At 74.0% G+C, this 19,076-nt stretch carries 17 protein-coding genes and 1 tRNA gene; 14 read left to right on the top strand and 4 right to left on the bottom strand.

Going from position 1 to position 19,076, the window contains the following annotated elements; genetic code table 11:
- Positions 1–475 precede the first annotated feature (475 nt).
- Positions 476–811 (top strand): DUF4333 domain-containing protein, encoded by a 336-nt coding sequence (locus ACZ4M8_RS15550; RefSeq protein WP_467607295.1) that lies wholly within the window; start codon positions 476–478, stop codon positions 809–811.
- A gap of 114 nt (positions 812–925) precedes the next feature.
- Here ACZ4M8_RS15550 and ACZ4M8_RS15545 read toward each other — a convergent pair whose 3' ends face one another.
- Positions 926–1,549, bottom strand: a complete 624-nt coding sequence (locus tag ACZ4M8_RS15545; RefSeq protein ID WP_467607292.1) for a DUF7691 family protein — start codon at positions 1,547–1,549, stop codon at positions 926–928.
- Between the two features lie 172 nt (positions 1,550–1,721).
- Entirely contained in the window at positions 1,722–2,174 is a 453-nt protein-coding gene (locus tag ACZ4M8_RS15540) for an AQJ64_40280 family protein (protein ID WP_467607290.1), read from the bottom strand.
- Between the two features lie 269 nt (positions 2,175–2,443).
- On the opposite strand from ACZ4M8_RS15540, the gene argC reads away from it, so the two are divergent.
- The 5 genes from argC to ACZ4M8_RS15515 all read left to right on the top strand — a co-directional run bounded on the left by argC (position 2,444) and on the right by ACZ4M8_RS15515 (position 7,479).
- A complete protein-coding gene (argC, locus tag ACZ4M8_RS15535) occupies positions 2,444–3,472 on the top strand; it encodes an N-acetyl-gamma-glutamyl-phosphate reductase (protein ID WP_467607287.1) in 1,029 nt (342 codons plus the stop codon).
- A 76-nt stretch (positions 3,473–3,548) separates the two neighbouring features.
- The gene (gene argJ / locus ACZ4M8_RS15530; protein ID WP_467607284.1) at positions 3,549–4,727 is read left to right on the top strand and encodes a bifunctional glutamate N-acetyltransferase/amino-acid acetyltransferase ArgJ; all 1,179 of its coding nucleotides are present in this window, start codon (positions 3,549–3,551) and stop codon (positions 4,725–4,727) included.
- Between the two features lie 58 nt (positions 4,728–4,785).
- Positions 4,786–5,712 (top strand): acetylglutamate kinase, encoded by a 927-nt coding sequence (argB, locus tag ACZ4M8_RS15525; RefSeq protein ID WP_467607281.1) that lies wholly within the window; start codon positions 4,786–4,788, stop codon positions 5,710–5,712.
- The gene (locus ACZ4M8_RS15520; RefSeq protein WP_467607279.1) at positions 5,709–6,926 is read left to right on the top strand and encodes an acetylornithine transaminase; all 1,218 of its coding nucleotides are present in this window, start codon (positions 5,709–5,711) and stop codon (positions 6,924–6,926) included. The genes argB and ACZ4M8_RS15520 overlap by 4 nt, the downstream gene beginning before the upstream one ends.
- A 7-nt stretch (positions 6,927–6,933) precedes the next feature.
- The gene (locus ACZ4M8_RS15515; RefSeq protein WP_399093637.1) at positions 6,934–7,479 is read left to right on the top strand and encodes an arginine repressor; all 546 of its coding nucleotides are present in this window, start codon (positions 6,934–6,936) and stop codon (positions 7,477–7,479) included.
- Positions 7,480–7,570: 91 nt separating this feature from the next.
- Here ACZ4M8_RS15515 and ACZ4M8_RS15510 read toward each other — a convergent pair whose 3' ends face one another.
- The gene (locus ACZ4M8_RS15510; RefSeq protein WP_467607277.1) at positions 7,571–7,897 is read right to left on the bottom strand and encodes a TraR/DksA family transcriptional regulator; all 327 of its coding nucleotides are present in this window, start codon (positions 7,895–7,897) and stop codon (positions 7,571–7,573) included.
- Between the two features lie 429 nt (positions 7,898–8,326).
- Here ACZ4M8_RS15510 and ACZ4M8_RS15505 point away from each other — a divergent pair, with 429 nt between their 5' ends.
- The 3 genes from ACZ4M8_RS15505 (at position 8,327) to secD (ending at position 13,544) form a co-directional block, all read left to right on the top strand.
- Positions 8,327–9,289 carry a HAMP domain-containing sensor histidine kinase gene (locus ACZ4M8_RS15505; protein WP_467608035.1) on the top strand — a complete coding sequence of 321 codons (963 nt, stop codon included), beginning with the start codon at positions 8,327–8,329 and terminating at the stop codon, positions 9,287–9,289.
- Complete coding sequence (locus ACZ4M8_RS15500) at positions 9,286–9,954, top strand: response regulator (RefSeq protein WP_467607274.1); 669 nt, start codon at positions 9,286–9,288, stop codon at positions 9,952–9,954. The genes ACZ4M8_RS15505 and ACZ4M8_RS15500 overlap by 4 nt, the downstream gene beginning before the upstream one ends.
- A 1,043-nt stretch (positions 9,955–10,997) precedes the next feature.
- Positions 10,998–13,544, top strand: coding sequence for a protein translocase subunit SecD (gene secD / locus ACZ4M8_RS15495; protein WP_467607271.1), 2,547 nt, complete (start codon positions 10,998–11,000; stop codon positions 13,542–13,544).
- A 115-nt stretch (positions 13,545–13,659) separates the two neighbouring features.
- Here secD and ACZ4M8_RS15490 read toward each other — a convergent pair.
- Positions 13,660–13,733, bottom strand: a tRNA-Pro gene (locus ACZ4M8_RS15490).
- Positions 13,734–13,899: 166 nt separating this feature from the next.
- Here ACZ4M8_RS15490 and ACZ4M8_RS15485 point away from each other — a divergent pair.
- From ACZ4M8_RS15485 to ACZ4M8_RS15465, 5 genes are all read left to right on the top strand, one after another.
- Positions 13,900–14,292, top strand: coding sequence for a DUF488 domain-containing protein (locus ACZ4M8_RS15485; protein WP_467607268.1), 393 nt, complete (start codon positions 13,900–13,902; stop codon positions 14,290–14,292).
- Positions 14,293–14,519: 227 nt separating this feature from the next.
- Positions 14,520–15,947, top strand: coding sequence for an argininosuccinate lyase (gene argH / locus ACZ4M8_RS15480; protein WP_467607265.1), 1,428 nt, complete (start codon positions 14,520–14,522; stop codon positions 15,945–15,947).
- A gap of 138 nt (positions 15,948–16,085) precedes the next feature.
- A complete protein-coding gene (locus tag ACZ4M8_RS15475; RefSeq protein ID WP_467607262.1) occupies positions 16,086–16,637 on the top strand; it encodes a TetR/AcrR family transcriptional regulator in 552 nt (183 codons plus the stop codon).
- Positions 16,634–18,220: an MFS transporter gene (locus ACZ4M8_RS15470; protein ID WP_467607259.1), complete on the top strand. Its 1,587-nt coding sequence runs from the start codon at positions 16,634–16,636 to the stop codon at positions 18,218–18,220. The genes ACZ4M8_RS15475 and ACZ4M8_RS15470 overlap by 4 nt, the downstream gene beginning before the upstream one ends.
- Positions 18,221–18,397: 177 nt before the next feature.
- Positions 18,398–18,970, top strand: coding sequence for a dihydrofolate reductase family protein (locus ACZ4M8_RS15465; RefSeq protein WP_467607257.1), 573 nt, complete (start codon positions 18,398–18,400; stop codon positions 18,968–18,970).
- Positions 18,971–19,076 lie beyond the last annotated feature (106 nt).

Raw genomic sequence — 19,076 nt, 5'->3', positions numbered from 1 at the left:
CCACCCGCCGGCCGCCCCGGCCCCCACCGGACGCCGTGCCTGACAGTCGTGCCTTGTACGTACGGTCCTTCTGCCCGCCGTCTCCCGGCCGACGTCCGCCGACGTCCGCCGGCCGGGAGGCGGCGGGGGAGCGGCCCCGCGACCGGATCGGCCGTGCCGGCGGGCTGCTGGCGGAGCGCGGACGTCCCCGGGGGCTCATCACCGCCGGGCAGGCCCGCTGCCCGCAGTCCCACCGCCCCGCGCACGGCCCGCCTCGCGTACGACAAGAACGGCGATGTCCCCTTTCGCCGCCCGCGTGCCGGAACAGCTCTGTAACAGAGCCCCGCCGCACCGAACGCGGCTGCCGCTCCCGCCGTCTCGCCGGGTGTTCCGCAGGCCCGCCGGGCAGGCGCGGGCCGCCGTGGCAGCGGCGGCGGCGCGCCGCGGGACGTACCGCCGGGCCGGAATCGGTCGCGGGACGTGAGGAGCAGAAGAAATGAAGCGCATCATCATCGCCCTGGGTGTGGTCGCCGTACTGGCAGTGGGCGCGGCGGTGACCGTGTGGAACATGACGGGGGACGGTTCGGTCGCCACCGCCAAGGGGTCGGTGGTGCCGCGGGCAGAGGTGGAGGAGCGCGCGGCGAGCGACTTCTCCTACCCCGGCGACGATCCCGACGCGGTGACGTGCCCCGGAGACCTGGCCGCCGAGAAGGGGGCGGTCGTGCGGTGCACCGCTGTCTTCGGGAAGAAGAGCAAGACCATGGAGGTCTCCGCCGATCAGGTCGAGGGCGACGAGGTCACCCTGGGCTTCGGCCTGCTGAACCGGGGCTGAGCACCCGCCGGACCACCGGCCCGGCCACTTCACCGCTGAGCGGGCCCCGTACCGGCGCGTCCCCTCGCCCCGCTTCCCTCCCGTCTTCCCGGCCTCTCCGTCAGGCCCTCCCCGTCAGGCGTGGAAGCCGATGACGCCGTGGCCGGGGTGCTTGGCGGCGAGGCGTATCCAGCCGAGGCTCTGCTGCACCGCTTCGGCCACGTCGTCAGCGACCGGCTCCGGGCGGGGTATCCGCCCCTCGTCGGCGGCTTGCCGGGCGTCGGCGAGCTGCTCCAGGGCCTGGCGGGCCCGCTCGTGCGTCCAGACACCGGCGCTCACGGTGTCGGCCCGGGGCAGGGGGGCGGGCATCGGGCCGAAGAAGTCCGTGAGGGCGACCGCGGTGACGCCCAGGCCCTTCAGCCCCTGGTCGACGGCGGAGAGCCAGGCGCCGCGGCGCGGGGTGAAGTGGTCGTTCGGGAGGAAGGAGCCGGTCGAGGAGCACAGCCGCTGGTAGGCGTTGGCGTAGGCGAAGGAGTGGGACGTCCGCTCGCTGAACGGGCCGCCGTTGACCACCGCCTGGAGCGCCTCGTCGGCGGTGGGGGCGCCGTTCTCGATCTCGTGGTCGAAGTACTCGTCGTCCGCCTTCATGTCGTAGCCGAAGTTGATGCGGATGTCGCCCAGGACATCGTCGTCGCGGGAGCCGATCATGGCGTGGACGGCGGCCACGTCGACCAGATAGACGTGCAGAGAAGAACTCATGGCACGAACATAGGCGACCCCACTGACAATCCCGGCCGGCCGGGCGCCTCCGGGCCCGCGCCCGCGGGGAGAGGGGGCCCGGCCCCCGCACGGCCGTCCGGCACGGGCCCCCGGGGCCGCCCCCGGACCGCCCCCCGGACACCCCTGGAGAAAGCCGACCGGGCTGCCGGAATCAGCTGGCCGGCCCCGTGTCCCGCGCCTTGCGGAGGGCGGGTGGTACGGCTTTGCCCACGAGTCCGTGGGTCGTGCCGCCGGGCAGTACGGGCAGCTCCGCCCAGTGCGTCACGTGCTCGTCGTCGGGGAGGACGTTCCCCTCCACGCCGGGTTCGCCGGGGTAGGTGGCGCAGTCGTGGGGCTCGGTGCCGTCCTCGGGCGTGGGGCCGTAGGTGTATCCGTCGGAGTCGAAGAAGCAGTCGTGGTGGACCACGCCGGCTCCGCAGGTGTGGCTGGTGGCGAAGACCATCGGCCTGACCAGCCAGTACGCCTGCCCCACGCCCCGTTTCGCCTCGGCGCGGGTCTTGGGCGGGTAATGGCCGGTGACGGCCACGGCCACGGGCCACCCGTCCCGCTGCGGCAGGCGCTCGCGTGCGTCGATCCAGGTCACCGTGGTGTCGAACCGGGTCATTTCGTCGCTCCTCCGTACCGGTGCCGGCGGGGCTGCTTCCCCTGCCCCGCTCCGGACCATAAGGACCCCTGGGGGGCGGCCGAGGTTGCCGGGGAGCTTCCGGCGGGGGCGGCTGTGAAGAGCGCGGTACCTCCGGAGCGGCCGCCGCACCGGAGGGCCCCGCCCGCTCTGCGACGATCAGAGGGTCGCGCCCCGGCCGCCCTTCCACCGAATGGATTGCATAAAACTGCCATCGGCCGTATAGTCATGCCATCAAGGAGGAGGGTTCCATGGCGGTACGTGCAGCAGTGGCCGGAGCGAGCGGATACGCGGGAGGTGAGGTCCTGCGTCTGCTTCTGGGGCACCCGGAGGTCGAGATCGGCGCGGTGACCGGGCACTCCAACGCCGGTCAGCGGCTGGGCTCCCTCCAGCCGCACCTGCTCCCGCTGGCCGACCGCGAGGTGCAGCCGACCTCCGCCGAGGTGCTCGCCGGGCACGACGTCGTCTTCCTCGCGCTGCCGCACGGACAGTCCGCGGCCGTCGCCGAGGAGCTGGGCCCGGACGTGCTGGTCATCGACTGCGGCGCCGACTTCCGGCTGCGCGACGCCGCGGACTGGGAGACGTTCTACGGCTCGCCGCACGCCGGCTCCTGGCCGTACGGGCTGCCCGAGCTGCCCGGCGCACGGGCGGCGCTCCAGAGCACGAAGCGGATCGCGGTGCCGGGCTGCTACCCGACCGCCGTCTCGCTGGCGCTCTTCCCCGCCTACGCCGCACGGCTCGCCGGGCCCGAGGCGGTGATCGTCGCGGCGTCCGGCACCTCAGGCGCCGGCAAGTCCGCCAAGCCGCACCTGCTGGGCTCCGAGGTCATGGGCTCGATGAGCCCGTACGGTGTCGGCGGCGGCCACCGGCACACCCCGGAGATCATCCAGAACCTCAGCGCGGTGGCGGGCGAGCGGATCGGTGTCTCGTTCACCCCGACGCTCGCGCCGATGCCCCGCGGCATCCTCGCCACCTGCACCGCCAAGGCGCTGCCCGGTGTGGACGCGGCGGCGGTCCGCGACGCGTACGTCAAGGCGTTCGCGGACGAGCCGTTCGTGACGCTGCTGCCCGAGGGACAGTGGCCGGCGACCGCCGCGGTCTGCGGCGCCAACACCGCCCAGCTCCAGGTCACCCTGGACCCGGCGGCCGGGCGGATCATCGCGATCTGCGCGATCGACAACCTCGCCAAGGGCACCGCCGGCGGCGCGGTGCAGAGCATGAACCTCGCCCTCGGCCTCCCGGAGACCACCGGGCTGCCGCGCGTCGGGGTGGCCCCGTGACCCGTACGGGCGGGCAGTACGGGGCGGGCGCCGGGTCCACGACGGACCCGGCCGGAGAGAACACCGAGGAGAAGCAGTGAGCGTCACGGCAGCACAGGGATTCACGGCGGCGGGCATCGCCGCCGGGATCAAGGAGAACGGCAACCCGGACCTCGCCCTCGTGGTGAACCACGGGCCGCGCCTGGCCGCCGCGGGCGTCTTCACCTCCAACCGCGTCAAGGCCGCGCCGGTCCTCTGGTCCGAGCAGGTCCTCAAGGGCGGCGAGGTCTCCGCCGTCGTCCTCAACTCCGGCGGCGCCAACGCCTGCACCGGCCCGCAGGGCTTCCAGGACACCCACGCCACCGCCGAGAAGGTCGCCGCCGCGCTCAACGCCGCGGGCCACGACCGGGACGGCGGCCACGCCCCCGGCACCGTCGCCGTCTGCTCCACCGGCCTGATCGGTGAGCTGCTGCCGATGGACAAGCTGCTCAGCGGCGTCGACACGGCCGTCGCCCAGCTCACCGCGCACGGCGGTGAGAAGGCCGCCATCGCCATCAAGACCACCGACAGCGTCCACAAGACCGCCGTCGTCGCCGGCGACGGCTGGACCGTCGGCGGGATGGCCAAGGGCGCCGGAATGCTCGCACCGGGCCTGGCCACCATGCTCGTCGTCCTCACCACCGACGCCGACGTGCCCGCCGCCGAGCTGGACACCGCGCTGCGCGCCGCGACCCGCACCACCTTCGACCGCGTCGACTCCGACGGCTGCATGTCCACCAACGACACGGTGCTGCTGCTGGCTTCCGGCGCCTCCGGGACCGTCCCGGAAGCCGCCGCGTTCGCCGAGGCCGTCCGCGCCGTCTGCGACGACCTGGCCCGGCAGCTCATCGGTGACGCCGAGGGCGCCAGCAAGGACATCCGCATCGAGGTGGTGGGCGCCGCGAGCGAGGACGACGCCGTCGAGGTCGGCCGCTCCATCGCCCGGAACAACCTCCTCAAGTGCGCCATCCACGGCGAGGACCCCAACTGGGGCCGGGTGCTCTCCGCCATCGGCACCACCTCCGCCGCCTTCGAGCCCGACCGGCTGAACGTCGCCATCAACGGCGTCTGGGTCTGCCGCAACGGCGCCGTCGGTGAGGACCGCACCCTCGTCGACATGCGCTACCGCGAGGTGCGCATCACCGCCGACCTCGCCGCCGGCACCGAGTCCGCGGTCATCTGGGCCAACGACCTCACCGCCGACTACGTCCACGAGAACAGCGCGTACTCGTCGTGACGCACCGCCCGTTCGCCGCCCGCGTATCCGCACCGAGCCCAGCCAGCGAGGCCGTCGCATGAGTACCCGTAAACACACCGCGTTGCCGAAGGCCCGCACCCTCATCGAGGCGCTGCCCTGGCTGACCCGGCACCACGGCAAGACCGTCGTCATCAAGTTCGGCGGCAACGCCATGATCGACGAGGACCTGAAGAACGCCTTCGCCCAGGATGTCGTCTTCCTGCGCCACGCCGGGCTCCGCCCGGTCGTCGTGCACGGCGGCGGCCCGCAGATCAGCGCCCAACTCGACCTCCTCGGACTGGAGTCGGAGTTCAAGGCGGGCCTGCGGGTCACCACCCCCGAGGCGATGAACGTCGTCCGGATGGTCCTCGCCGGGCAGGTCCAGCGCGAACTGGTCGGCCTCCTCAACCGCCACGGCCCGCTCGCCGTCGGCATGACCGGCGAGGACGCCCAGCTGATGACCGCCACCAAGCACTACGCGTCGATCGATGGTGAGCGGGTGGACATCGGCCGGGTCGGCGAGGTCACCGCCATCGACACCGGCGCCGTCCAGGCCCTCCTCGACGACGGCCGGATCCCCGTCATCTCCTCCGTCGCGGCCAGCGGCGACGACGGCGACCACGGCGTCTTCAACGTCAACGCCGACACCGCCGCCGCCGCCCTCGCCGCCGCGCTGGGCGCCGAGACCCTCATGGTCCTCACCGACGTCGAGGGGCTGTACGAGGACTGGCCCGACAGCGACGAGGTCATCTCCCGGCTGACCGCCACCGAACTGGAGGCGCTGCTGCCGGACCTGGCCAGCGGCATGGTGCCCAAGATGCGCGGCTGCCTGCACGCGGTCCGCAACGGCGTGCACACCGCCCGGGTCATCGACGGGCGGGTCCAGCACTCGATCCTGCTGGAGATCTTCACCGATGAGGGCATCGGCACGATGGTCGTGCCGGACGACGACACCGACAGCGGTACGGACGAGGGGGCGGTATGAGCGACACCACCGGCAACACGGACTTCCAACGGCGCTGGCAGGGCGCCCTGATGGACAACTTCGGCACCCCGCGCCTGGCGCTGGTCCGCGGTGAGGGCACCACCGTCTGGGACGCCGACGGCGCCGCCTACCTCGACTTCCTCGGCGGTATCGCGGTCAACGCCCTCGGTCACGCCCACCCCGCGGTGGTCCGCGCCGTCACCGACCAGGTCCGCACGCTCGGCCACGTCTCCAACTTCTTCGTCTCCGGGCCGACCGTCGCGCTCGCCGAGCGGCTGCTCGCCCTCGCCGGACGCCCCGGACGCGTCTACTTCTCCAACTCCGGCGCCGAGGCCAACGAGGCGGCCTTCAAGATCGGCCGCCGCACCGGCCGCACCCACATGGTCTCCACCACCGGCGGCTTCCACGGCCGCACCATGGGCGCCCTGGCCCTCACCGGCCAGCCCGCCAAGCAGGCGCCCTTCGCCCCGCTGCCCGGTGACGTCACCCACGTCCCGTACGGCGACACCGAGGCGCTGCGCGCAGCGGTCACCACCGACACCGCGCTGGTGATCCTGGAGCCGGTGCAGGGCGAGAACGGCGTCGTCGTCCCGCCGCCCGGCTACCTCCGGGCCGCCCGGGAGATCACCGCCGCCACCGGCACCCTCCTCGTCCTCGACGAGATCCAGACCGGCATCGGCCGCACCGGCCACTGGTTCGCCGCCCAGGAGGAGGGCGTCGAGGCGGACGTCGTCACGCTGGCGAAGGGGCTCGGCGGCGGGCTGCCGATCGGCGCGACGCTGGCGTTCGGACCGGCCGCGGAGCTGCTGACGCCCGGCTCGCACGGCTCGACGTTCAGCGGCAACCCGGTCGTCTGCGCGGCGGCCCTCGCCGTCCTGGACACCATCGAGCGCGATGGTCTGCTCGCCCACGTCAAGCGGGCCGGGGAGCGGCTGCGCTCCGGGATCGAGGCGCTGGCGCACCCCGCCGTCGCCTCGGTCCGCGGTGCCGGCCTGCTCCTGGGTATCGTCTTGACCGAGCCCCTCGCGCCCCAGGTGCAACAGGCGGCTCAGGACGCGGGCCTGCTGGTGAACGCGGTCGCGCCGGACGTCATCCGGCTCGCCCCGCCGCTGATCGTCTCCGACGACGACGTGGACACGTTCCTCCGCAAGCTGCCCGGCGTCCTCGACACGGCCCGCGAAGCGGCCGACGGGGAACAACGATCCGGAGACTGACGAAGCGATGATCGATGCGCAGGACGACAACGAGACCCTCGGCGGAGGTCAGGCCGTACCGCAGACCCGTACCGCCCGCCACCGCCGGATCGTGGACATCCTCAACCGGCAGGCGGTCCGCTCGCAGAGCCAGCTCGCGAAGCTCCTCGCCGACGACGGTCTCTCCGTCACCCAGGCGACGCTCTCCCGCGATCTGGACGAACTGGGCGCGGTGAAGATCCGCAACACCGGCGGTGAGCTGATCTACGCGGTGCCCAGCGAGGGCGGCGACCGCACCCCGCGGGCGCCGCTGGGGGAGTCGGCCAAGGAGGAGCGGATGCGCCGCCTCTCCGGGGAGCTGCTGATCTCGGCCGAGGCGTCCGCCAACCTCGTCGTGCTGCGCACCCCGCCGGGCGCCGCGCAGTTCCTCGCCTCCGCGATCGACCAGGCCGAACTGCACGACATCCTGGGCACGATCGCCGGCGACGACACGCTGATGCTGATCAGCCGCGACCCGGCGGGCGGTCAGGCGCTCGCCGACCACCTGCTGCGGCTGGCCCAGAAGGCGCACTGACCCACCGACCGGGCCCGGCCCCGCCGCGCCGGACGCGCCGACGGCCCGGACATCCCCCGAGGGTGTCCGGGCCGTCGCCGCGTCCGGCGCCTCAGCCCGCGTGCTCCTGACAGCCCACGCAGCACCGGGCGTACGGCAGGATCTCCAGCCGCTCGGCGGGCACCGGCTCGGCGCACCGCACACAGACGCCGTACGTACCCGCGTCCAGCCGCGCCTCGGCCTGCTCGATCTCCGCGAGGACCTGGCGGATCGCGGCGGTCTGCGAGGTCAGCAGCGCGTCGGTGCCGGGCGGCGCCCCGCCCTCGATGGCCGTGAGCTGCGCCAGCCGGGCGTCACGCTCGTGCGCCAGGCGCCGGCGGGTGTCGTCGGCACCGTTCCGGTCGGCGGGGGTCTCGGCGCGGGCCGCATCAGGCGACATCGTGGACGGTTCCTTTCGCTGCGCCACGGGGACGGCGGACGTGCCCCGGCCCGGACACGGGACCGGGCCGGGACGTGGCCACCGCCGCCTCCGGTACGCCACCGGCTGCGTACCGGGGCGGGCGGGTGACGGGACGGCGGGCGGCGGTCACCGCCCGGCCGGGAGCGCCCGCGCCGCCCGCCGCGGCGACGCACCGCCCGGCGGGCATGGCGCCGTTGCTCCCGGTACCACCCTGACCGCCGCCGCCCGCCCCGTACATGGGTGACACCACCCATCTCCGGGTGCGCCGGGGCTGTATCCGCACCTCCGGATGGGCCGCGCACCCGATCGACGGCGCCGCCCGGGGGCGGCAGGCTGGGCGCCGACCCGGGCGCCCCCGTGGTCACGGCGGATGGGAGAGTGAGCCGGATCAAGGAGGTGTGGTGCGCGGTGTCGCTGTTCTGGCGGATCTTCGGGCTCAACGCGGTGGTGCTGGGAGCGGCCACCGCGTTGCTGCTGTGGGCGCCGGTGACCGTTTCGGTACCGGTGGGGCTGACCGAGGCGGTGGTGCTCGTCGGCGGTCTCGTCGTCATGCTGGTCGCCAACGCGGCGCTGCTCCGCATCGGTCTGGCTCCGCTCGACCGGCTCACCCAGCGGATGGTCACCGTTGACCTGCTGCGCCCCGGCCACCGGCTGCCCGTCGACGGCCGCGGCCCGGTCGCCGTCCTGCTGCGCACCTTCAACGAGATGCTGGACCGGCTGGAGTCCGAACGTGCCGCCAGTACCGCCCGCGCCCTCTCCGCCCAGGAGTCCGAGCGCCGCCGTATCGCCCGGGAGCTCCACGACGAGGTGGGCCAGAGCATGACCGCGGTGCTCCTGGAGCTGAAACGCGCCGCCGACCGCGCCCCGGAACAGCTGCGCGGCGAACTGCACCACGCCCAGGAGACCACCCGTCAGTCCCTGGACGAGGTCCGCCGCATCGCCCGCCGGCTGCGCCCCGGCGTCCTCGACGACCTGGGCCTGACCAGCGCGCTCACCGCCCTCGCCACCGACTACGCCACCCACACCGGGCTCACCGTGCGCTGCCGCTGCGACAGCGCCGCGCCGCATCTGGGCGCCGCCGCCGAGCTGGTGGTCTACCGCGTCGCCCAGGAGGCGCTGACCAACACCGCCCGGCACGCCGACGCCCGCACCGTCGACCTGACCTTGCGTCAGGAACCCGGGGCGGTGGTGCTGGAGGTCCGCGACGACGGCCGCGGCATGGGCCGGGCGCGTGAGGGCGCCGGGCTGCGCGGGATGCGCGAGCGCGCCCTGTTCATCGAGGCGGGCCTCGACATCGGACCCGCGCCCACCGGGGGCCTCACCGTCCGGCTGACCGTTCCGCTGCCCGGCGGAGGGAAAGAAGCCGCATGACCGCCCGCACCGCGCCCGGCCCCGTCCGCATCCTGCTCGCCGACGACCACGCCCTCGTACGGCGCGGCGTCCGGCTGATCCTGGACGGCGAGACGGACCTGGAGGTCGTCGCCGAGGCGGGGGACGGCGCCGAAGCCCTCGCGCTGGCCCGCGAACACCGCCCCGACCTGGTCGTCCTGGACGTCGCGATGCCCCGGATGACCGGCCTCCAGGCGGCCCGCGAACTCTCCGCCGCACTCCCCGGCACCCGGCTGCTGATGCTGACGATGTACGACAACGAGCAGTACTTCTTCGAGGCGCTGAAGGCGGGCGCCTCCGGCTACGTGCTGAAATCCGTCGCCGACCGGGACCTCGTCGAGGCGTGCCGCGCCGCGATGCGCGGTGAGCCCTTCCTCTACCCCGGCGCGGTCACCGCCCTGATCCGCCACTACCTCGACCGCGTCCGCCAGGGCGACGGCGTGCCGGAGCGCATCCTCACCGCCCGCGAGGAGGAGGTCCTCAAACTCGTCGCCGAGGGCCACTCCTCCAAGGAGATCGCCGCCACCCTCGTCATCAGCGTCAAGACCGTCGACCGCCACCGCGCCAACATGCTCCACAAACTCGGCATGCGCGACCGCCTCGAACTCACCCGCTACGCCATCCGCACGGGCCTGATCGAACCGTAGGGACAGCGCCGGGCCCGGAACGGCCGGCGGCCGGAACGAACGGCTGGAACGAGCGGGACGAGTGGAACGGCTGGAACGGCTGGAACGAACGGACCGGCTGGAACAAGTGGAACGGCTGGAACGAACAGGCTGGCTGGAACGCCCGGAGCAGCGGGAACGAACGGACCGGCCGGGACGAACGGCGGGGGAGGGACGGCATGGCGCGGCACGACGAACGGCGACCGGGGCACCCGGGCGCCCGCGTCGCGCGTACGCCTGCCGCAGGGGCAGGGGGCGCCGGACGGGCAGCGGCGGGCGCCCGCGTCGCGCGTACGCCTGCCCTCCGTGCCCCGCGCACCTCCGCATCCCGCACCCCGCGCACCCCCGCCCTCCGGATGCTGCCCGGCCCCGCCCTCCGCGTCCTTGTGCTGCTCACCGCCCTGCTCCTGGGCGTGCTCCCGCCGCCCGCGGGGGAGCGGGGGACGTCGCCGCCGTCCTCCGCGGCGGAAGCCGCCCGCCCGGCGCATGCCGCGTACGCGCCGGGTGGCGGGCCCGCGCCGGGTCCCGCGTCCGCCGGGGGAGCCGCCTCCGGGCCGGGCGCGGTGCGCGGGGCCGGTGCCGTCCCACAGCCGCGCATTCCCGCTGCCCCTTCCGTTCCCCCGCCCCCGGGTGCCGCCTCGGGGCCGCGCGCCCATGCCGTCCCGTACGCCTCCGCGCCCCCGGCGGCCGTCCCTGTGCCCCCGCGTTCCGGGGCCGCCTCCGTTCGGGGCCACCGGCCTGGTCCCGCGCTCCGGCAGCCGGCCCCCGTGCTGCGTCCGGGGCCGGGGGCCGGGCCCGAGCAGACGTACCACCCGCCCGCGGGCACGCCGCCCGCCGGCTTCCTTTCCGTACCGCCGTACACGGGGCCGCGTCCGCCACGGATCCGGGCCGCCGCTGACGGCGCGCCCGGGTCCGCCGCGCGGCCTCCGGCCCGCGCCCCGCCCTCCTCCGGCGGTTGACCGACGTCCTGTCGCATTCCGCCGCGTCCGGCAACGCCCGGACGCGGTATGCCTGTTGGAGGCATCATGACCCGCGCCACCAGGGTGCGCGCGCTGCTCGCGTGCGCCCTGCTCGCCCTGTCCGCCTTTCTCGCCGTGACGCAACCCGTCCGGCTCGGTCTCGATCTGCGGGGCGGTACGCAGCTCGTGCTGGAGACCCGTGACTCCCCGTCGGCCACGGCCGACCGGGACGCCACCGACCGCACACTGGAGGTACTGCGCCGCCGGGTGGACGCCCTCGGCGTCGCCGAACCGACCCTCGCCCGCTCCGGCGATCACCGCATCGTCGTCGAACTCCCCGGCGTCCAGGACCCCGCCCACGCGGCCGGCGTCCTCGGACGCACCGCCCAACTCACCGTCCACCCCGTCCTCGGCACCGCCGCCCCCGCCGACTCCCCGGCCCCCGGCAGGAACGGACCGGACGAAGCCACCTCGGCCACCGGCCCCGGCCGGACCGCCTCGCTGCCCGGCACGACCCCGGCAGGAACGGACAGCGCCCCTGCCGGTCCCGGCACGCAGCCGAAGACTCCGGGAAAGGACGCCGGCAAGAACCCCGACAAGGCGCCCGCGACGGACACCGGGCCCGCGAAGGACACCGGGCCCGCGAAGGGCTCCGGGCAGGACTCCGCCCCCGTGGTCCTGCCCGACGAGTCCGGCACCCGGTTGCGGCTCGGTCCGCCCGCGCTGACCGGTGCCGGGGTGGAGAGCGCCGCGGCCCGGTTCGACGCGGAGCAGGGGGCGGGCTGGCACATCGCCCTCGACCTGCGCGGATCGGGGGAGCGCGGCTGGGCGGCGCTCACCGCCGAGGCGGCGTGCGCGCCCCCGGGTGATCCGGCCCGCCGCGCCGCCATCGTCCTCGACGACAAAATCATCTCGTCGCCGCAGGTCGATCCGTCCGTCGCCTGTAAGGCCGGGATCACCGGCGGCGCCACCCGGATCACCGGCGGCTTCGACCAGGAATCCGCCAAGGAACTCGCCCTCCTGCTCAACGGCGGCGCCCTCCCCGTCCCCGTCGAGACCGTCGAACAACGCACCGTCGGTCCGACCCTCGGCGCCGAAGCCCTCGGTGCAAGCGCCCGCGCCGCGCTCCTCGGCACGGCTCTGACCGCGGTCTTCCTCGCCGTCGTCTACCGCCTCCTCGGCGCCCTCGCCGCCACCGCCCTCGCCTGCTACGCGCTGCTCTCGTACGCCGCGCTGCTCGCCGTCGGCGCGACACTCACCCTCCCCGGGCTCGCCGGTTTCGTCCTCGCCATCGGCATGGCCGTCGACGCCAACGTGCTGGTCTTCGAACGGGCCCGCGAGGAGTACGCGGCGGGCGGCCGGCCCCGGGGCGGCGCGCCCCGCCGCAGCCCCCGCGCCGCGCTCACCGCCGGCTTCCGGCACGCCTTCAGCGCCATCGCCGACTCCAACCTCACCACCCTGCTCGCCGCGGGCCTGCTCTTCGCCTTCGCCTCCGGCCCGGTCCGCGGCTTCGCCGTGACCCTGTGCATCGGCGTCCTCGCCTCCATGGTGAGCGCGCTGCTGATCACCCGCGTCCTGGCCGAACTCACCCTCTCCCGGCGGCCGGTGGCCCGCCGCCCGCACCTGACCGGTCTGGCCCGCCCCGGCCGCGTCCGCACCTGGCTCGAACGGCGCGCCCCCGACCCGCTGCGCCACCGCCGCCGCCGGCCGCTGCTGACCGCCCTCGCACTCGCCCTGGCCGCCACCGGCATCGTCGTACGCGGCGTCGACCTCGGCGTGGAGTTCACCGGCGGCCGGATGATCGAGTACACGACCGGCGCCCCCGTGGACGCCGAACGCGCCCGGGACGCCCTGAGCGACGCGGGCTTCCCGCGCGCGGTGGTCCACACCTCGGGCACCGAGGAGCTGACCGTCCGCACCGAGCCGCTCTCCGCCACCGACGGCAAGCGGATCACCGACGTCGTCGCCGGTCTCGGCGGCGGCGCGGAGAAGGTACGGGACGAGCAGATCGGTCCGAGCCTCGGCGCCGAACTGCGCCGCGGCGCGCTGGTCGCCCTCGGCGTGGCGCTGGCCGGGCAGCTGCTCTACCTCGCCCTCCGCTTCCGCTGGACCTTCGCACTCGCCGCGGTCGCCGCCCTCGCCCACGACGTGGTGGTGCTGGTCGGCGCCTTCGCCTGGCTCGGCCGGCCGGTCGACGGCGTCTTCCTCGCCGCACTGCTGACCGTCATCGGCTACTCCGTCAACGACTCCGTCGTGGTCTTCGACCGGGTCCGGGAACTGTGGGCCGCCGACCGCGCGGCGCCGCTGCGGACGGTCGCGGGCCGGGCGCTGCTCCAGACCGTGCCGCGGACGGTCAACACCGGCATCGGCGCGGTCTTCATCCTCGCCGCGCTCGCCGCCCTCGCAGGCGACTCCCTGACCGACTTCGCGGTGGCCCTGCTCATCGGCATCGGCGTCGGCACGTACTCGTCGATGTTCACGGCGCTGCCGCTGGCCCTCGCGCTGGAGAAGGTGAACGGCGCCCCGCCGCCGCACCCCGCCCGCCCGCGCACCGCCCGCTCCCGCCGCCCGGCGGGCGAGCGGCCACGCCACGACACGGGCGCCCGGGTCTGACCCGGAGGCGGTGTCCCGGACCGCCCGGCCGGGACACCGCCCGGCCGGGCGCGTCCGCATACGGGAAAACCCGCCGACCTGGAGATTTCTCTCCGGCCGACGGGCCTTCGCACCGTCGGGACGACAGGATTTGAACCTGCGACCCCTTGACCCCCAGTCAAGTGCGCTACCAAGCTGCGCCACGTCCCGGTGCATGAACCGACCGGAAGAGTCCCGGTCGGGGCGTGCAGAAGAAAAATACCCTGTCCGGTGCCCGGAGACCAAAAGCGGGGTCCCGGAGCGCTCCCCCGGCGGTGCCGGAGCGGGGGCGGGCGGCTGCACCGGCGGCGCGGCGCCAGGCGTGTTTCGATGAGGTATGGCCACAAATTCTTCCGGCCGGGCGTCCGCCGACGGCCTGCGTGTCCGCCGGGTCTACGAGGAGCCGGAGCCGTCCGACGGCGCACGGGTGCTGGTCGACCGGCTCTGGCCGCGGGGCCTGTCCAAGGAGCACGCCGACCTGACCGAATGGTGCAAGGACGTCGCCCCCTCGACGGACCTGCGCCACTGGTACGGGCACGATCCCGAGCGGTTCGCGGAGTTCGCCGACCGCTACCGCGAGGAGCTGGCGCGGGACGCGGCGGCGGGCGAGGCACTGGATCACCTGCGGGAACTCGTCGGCGAGGGCCCCGTGACGCTGCTGACCGCCACGAAAGACCTACCGCACTGCCATGTGCAGGTCCTGCTGGAGGAGCTGCGCGACGCCGACTGACACCCGGGCCGTCCCGGAGCCGGCGCCCGTACCGCCGCCGGCGCGCCCGCCCCCACCACATTGACGAACCATGCAGTCGACTGCATACTTATGCTCACGAGCGTAGGGGTCGCAAGGCCGGGTCGTCCGCCCACTCCGGCTCGTTACCTTCCTGACCTTCGTACGACGGCCGCCCGACCGCCCCGCGCGGGCGGGCGGTGGTACCTCACCACCTCCGAGGAGCAGCAGTGAGCAGCAACAGCGGTGACGTCCGGCTCTGGGGCGGACGGTTCGCCGACGGTCCCGCCGAGGCGCTGGCCCAGCTTTCCGCGTCCGTCCACTTCGACTGGCGGCTGGCCCCCTACGACATCGCCGGCTCCCGTGCCCACGCCCGCGTGCTGCACACGGCGGGACTGCTCACCGCCGACGAGCTGGAGCGCATGCTCGCCGGGCTCGACCAGCTGGAGGCGGACGTCGCCGACGGCTCGTTCACCGGCACCGTCGCCGACGAGGACGTGCACACCGCCCTGGAGCGCGGGCTGCTGGAGCGGCTCGGCGCCGACCTCGGCGGCAAGCTGCGGGCCGGACGCTCCCGCAACGACCAGGTCGCCACGCTCTTCCGGATGTACCTGCGCGACCACGCCCGGATCATCGGCGGGCTGATCGCCGACCTCCAGGGCGCGCTGATCGGCCTCGCCGAGGCGCACCCGGACGTCGCCATGCCGGGCCGCACCCACCTCCAGCACGCCCAGCCGGTGCTCTTCGCCCACCACGTCCTGGCCCACGTCCAGTCGCTCTCGCGGGACGCCGAGCGGCTGCGGCAGTGGGACACCCGGACCGCCGTCTCGCCGTACGGATCGGGCGCGCTGGCGGGCTCCTCGCTCGGGCTCGACCCGGAGGCGGTCGCCGCCGACCTCGGCTTCGAGCGCGGCAGCGCCGGGAACTCCATCGACGGCACCGCCTCGCGGGACTTCGTCGCGGAGTTCGCCTTCATCACCGCGATGATCGGCGTGAACCTCTCCCGGATCGCCGAGGAGATCATCGTGTGGAACACGAAGGAGTTCTCCTTCGTCACCCTCCACGACGCCTTCTCCACCGGCTCGTCGATCATGCCGCAGAAGAAGAACCCGGACATCGCGGAGCTGGCGCGCGGCAAGTCCGGCCGCCTCATCGGCAACCTCACGGGCCTGCTGGCCACGCTCAAGGCGCTGCCGCTGGCGTACAACCGTGACCTCCAGGAGGACAAGGAGCCGGTCTTCGACTCCTGCGACCAACTGGAGGTGCTGCTCCCGGCGTTCACCGGCATGATGGCGACGCTCACCGTCAACCGCGAGCGGATGGAGGAGCTGGCCCCGGCCGGGTTCTCGCTCGCCACCGACATCGCGGAGTGGCTGGTCAAGCAGGGTGTGCCGTTCCGGGTGGCGCACGAGGTCGCCGGTGAGTGCGTGAAGGTCGCCGAGGCCGAGGGCAAGGAGCTGGACGAGCTGACGGACGAGCAGTTCGCGAAGATCTCCCCCGAGCTGACCCCCGAGGTCCGCACCGTCCTCAACGTCCCCGGCGCGCTCGCCTCGCGCAGCGGTCGCGGCGGCACCGCGCCGTCCGCCGTCGCCGTCCAGCTCGCCGAGGTCAAGTCCGACCTCGCGCTCCAGCAGAAGTGGGCCGCGGCCGAGCGCTGACCCGCCCCCGTACGTACCGACGGCGGCCCTTCCCGCGGGGGGAGGGCCGCCGTCGGCGTACCGGTGACCCGATGAGCCGTACGGGACCCCGGACGCTTGAATGAGACGTTCATGTCTCATTCGACTAGGCTGTGTCTCATGGCTGTGGACCGTTCCCATGTACTCACCGCCGCCGCGGCGCTGCTCGCCCGGCGGCCGACGTCCTCCATGGACGAGATCGCCCGCGCCGCCGGCATCGGCCGCGCCACCTTGCACCGGCACTTCGCCGGGCGCGACGCCCTGATCCGCGCACTGGAGGCGCAGGGCATCGACCAGCTCGCCCGCGCCCTGGACGCCGCCCGGCTCGACGAGGACGCCGCCCCCGAAGCGCTCCGGCGCCTCATCGCCGAGGCCGAACCGGTCGCCGGCGTCCTCGCCTTCCTCTTCACCGAGAACCAGCTCTTCGAGGACGGGGAGATCAACGAGGGCTGGGCCCGCCTCGACGCCCGGATCCACGCGCTGTTCCGCCGCGGCCAGGAGGAGGGCGACTTCCGTATCGACCTCAGCCCGGCGTGGCTGACCGAGGCGCTCTACGGCCTGATCGGCGCCGGTGCCTGGGCCGTCCACGACGGGCGGGTGGCCCGGAACGACCTCAACCGCTCGATCGCCGAGCTGCTGCTCGGCGGCGCACGACGGAGCATGGAGAAATGACCGAGAGCACAGCGGCGGGCCCCGGCTCCGCCCACGAGGACCATCCCCGCCCGGGACGCTGGCTGGCGCTCGCCGTCCTCGTGCTCGCGGTGCTGCTGGTCGGCGTCGACGCCACGGTGCTCGGCCTGGCCACCCCCTATCTCAGCGAGGACCTGCGGCCGTCCGGCACCCAACTGCTGTGGATCGGCGACATCTACTCGTTCGTCATCGCCGGTCTGCTGGTCTCCATGGGCAGCCTCGGCGACCGCATCGGGCGGAAGAAACTGCTGCTCATCGGCTCCGTGGTGTTCGGCGCGATGTCGGCGCTCTGCGCGTACGCGACCAGCCCGGAGATGATGATCGGGGCGCGGGCGCTGCTGGGTGTGGCCGGGGCGACGCTGATGCCGTCCACCCTCGCGCTGATCCGCAACCTCTTCCACGACCCCCGCGAGCGCAGCCTCGCGGTCGGCATCTGGGGCGCGATGGCCTCGGCGGGCACCGCCGTCGGCCCGGTCCTCGGCGGCTTCCTGCTGGGCCACTTCTGGTGGGGTTCGGTCTTCCTGATCAACCTGCCGGTGATGGCCCTCCTCGTGATCGTCGGCGCCCGGGTCATCCCCGAGTCGCGCAACCCCGAACCGGGCCCCTGGGACCTGCCGAGCGTCGGGCTCTCGCTCGTCGGCATCGTCGCCGTGGTCTACGCGATCAAGGAGGCGGCGGCGCACGGCTTCCGCTGGGACATCGCGGTGGCCGCGGTCGTCGGCGTCGCCGCGCTGGTGGTGTTCGTCCGCCGCCAGTACACCCTCGACTCGCCGCTGCTGAACATGAAGCTCTTCCACCACCGGGGCTTCTCCGGCGCGGTCCTCGCCGACCTGCTGACCATCCTCGGCCTGTCCGGACTGGTCTTCTTCCTGTCGCAGTTCCTCCAGATGGTGCAGTTGCGGCCGCCGCTCAACGCCGGACTGGTCGAACTGCCCGCGGCGGTCGGCGCGGTGGGCGCGGGCCTGGCCGCGGGGTACATCGCCCGGCGGCTCTCCGTCCGCGTCGTGGTGGCGGGCGGGCTCGCCGTCGTCGGCCTCGCACTGGCCGGCTGCGTCTCCCTGCACGCCGACACCAGCACCTTCGCGCTGACCACGATCCTCTTCGTCGTCGGCATCGGCGCCGGCTTCGCCTTCACCGTCACCGCCGACGTCATCCTCTCCAGCGTCCCCAAGGAGGAGGCGGGCGCCGCCTCCGCGGTCTCCGAGACGGCGTACGAACTGGGCGCGGCCCTCGGCATCGCCCTGCTCGGCTCCATCGTCACCGGCATCTACCGCGGCTTCCCCGCACCGGCGGGCGTGGCGGGTGACGCGTCCGCCGCGGCCCATGAGTCGCTGGGCGGCGCGGTCGAGGCGGCGCGGACCCTGCCGGCGGATCAGTCCGCCGCGCTGCTGCGCTCCGCGCAGGACGCCTTCGTCGAGGGCCTGGACGTCGCGGCGGGCGTCGGCGCCGCGCTGCTGCTGACCGCCTCGGTCGTCGCGTGGTTCCTGCTGCGCGGTCAGAAGCTCGGCGACAGCCCGGAGAAGCCGTCCGCCGAGGAACAGCGGGGGACGGGGGCGGCGGCCTAGGACGCCTCTCCTGACGGCGCGGGTGCGCGGGGCTCGCCGGCCGGGCACGGACCGATGAACACCTCCACGATCACCACTCACGGGCCGTGGTTGAATCGCCGCACGTGAAGGCGGGGGCCGAGGCGTCTCCCGATCCGACCCGGCGGCAACCGGACATGAGACACCGAGGAACCCTGGATGCGCACCTTGATCAGCACGGCCTTCATCTCGCTCGACGGCGTCGTGGAGGCCCCGGGCGGCGAGCCCGGCTACCGGAACTCCGGCTGGACCGTCAACGACATCGAGTTCCTCCCCGAGGCGTTCGGCATCAAGGGCCGCGAGCAGAAGGAAGCCGCGGCGATTCTGCTGGGCCGGGTCAGCTACCAGGCGTTCAGCCCGGTGTGGCCGGACATGGCGGACTTCGCCGACTACAAGGTGATGCCGAAGTACGTCGTCTCCACCACCCTCACCGAGGACGACCTGGTGACGAACTGGGGCGAGACGACGATCCTGCGCTCACTCGACGATGTCGCCGCCCTGAAGGAGACCGAGGGCGGCCCGGTCATCGTCCACGGCAGCGCCTCCTTGAACCGGAGCCTCTCGGACGCCGGCCTGATCGACCGGTACCACCTGCTCGTCTTCCCGCTGCTGCTCGGCGCGGGCAAGCGCCTGTTCAGCGCCACGGACAAGGACGCCCAGAAGCTGAAGCTGGTCGAGCACGAGGCGTACGCCAACGGCGTGCAGAAGAACGTGTTCGACGTCGTCCGCTGACCCGGCTCCCGCACCGCCCGGCCCCCCGCCGCACCGCTCGGAAAAAGGCCGCGCTCCCGCTCCCGTAGGCCCGCCGGGGGCCGAACCCCGTACGCCCTGAGCTCAC

Source organism: Streptomyces sp. NPDC027185 (genome assembly GCF_055567035.1).
This window is presented reverse-complemented; position numbering and strand designations above follow the sequence as displayed.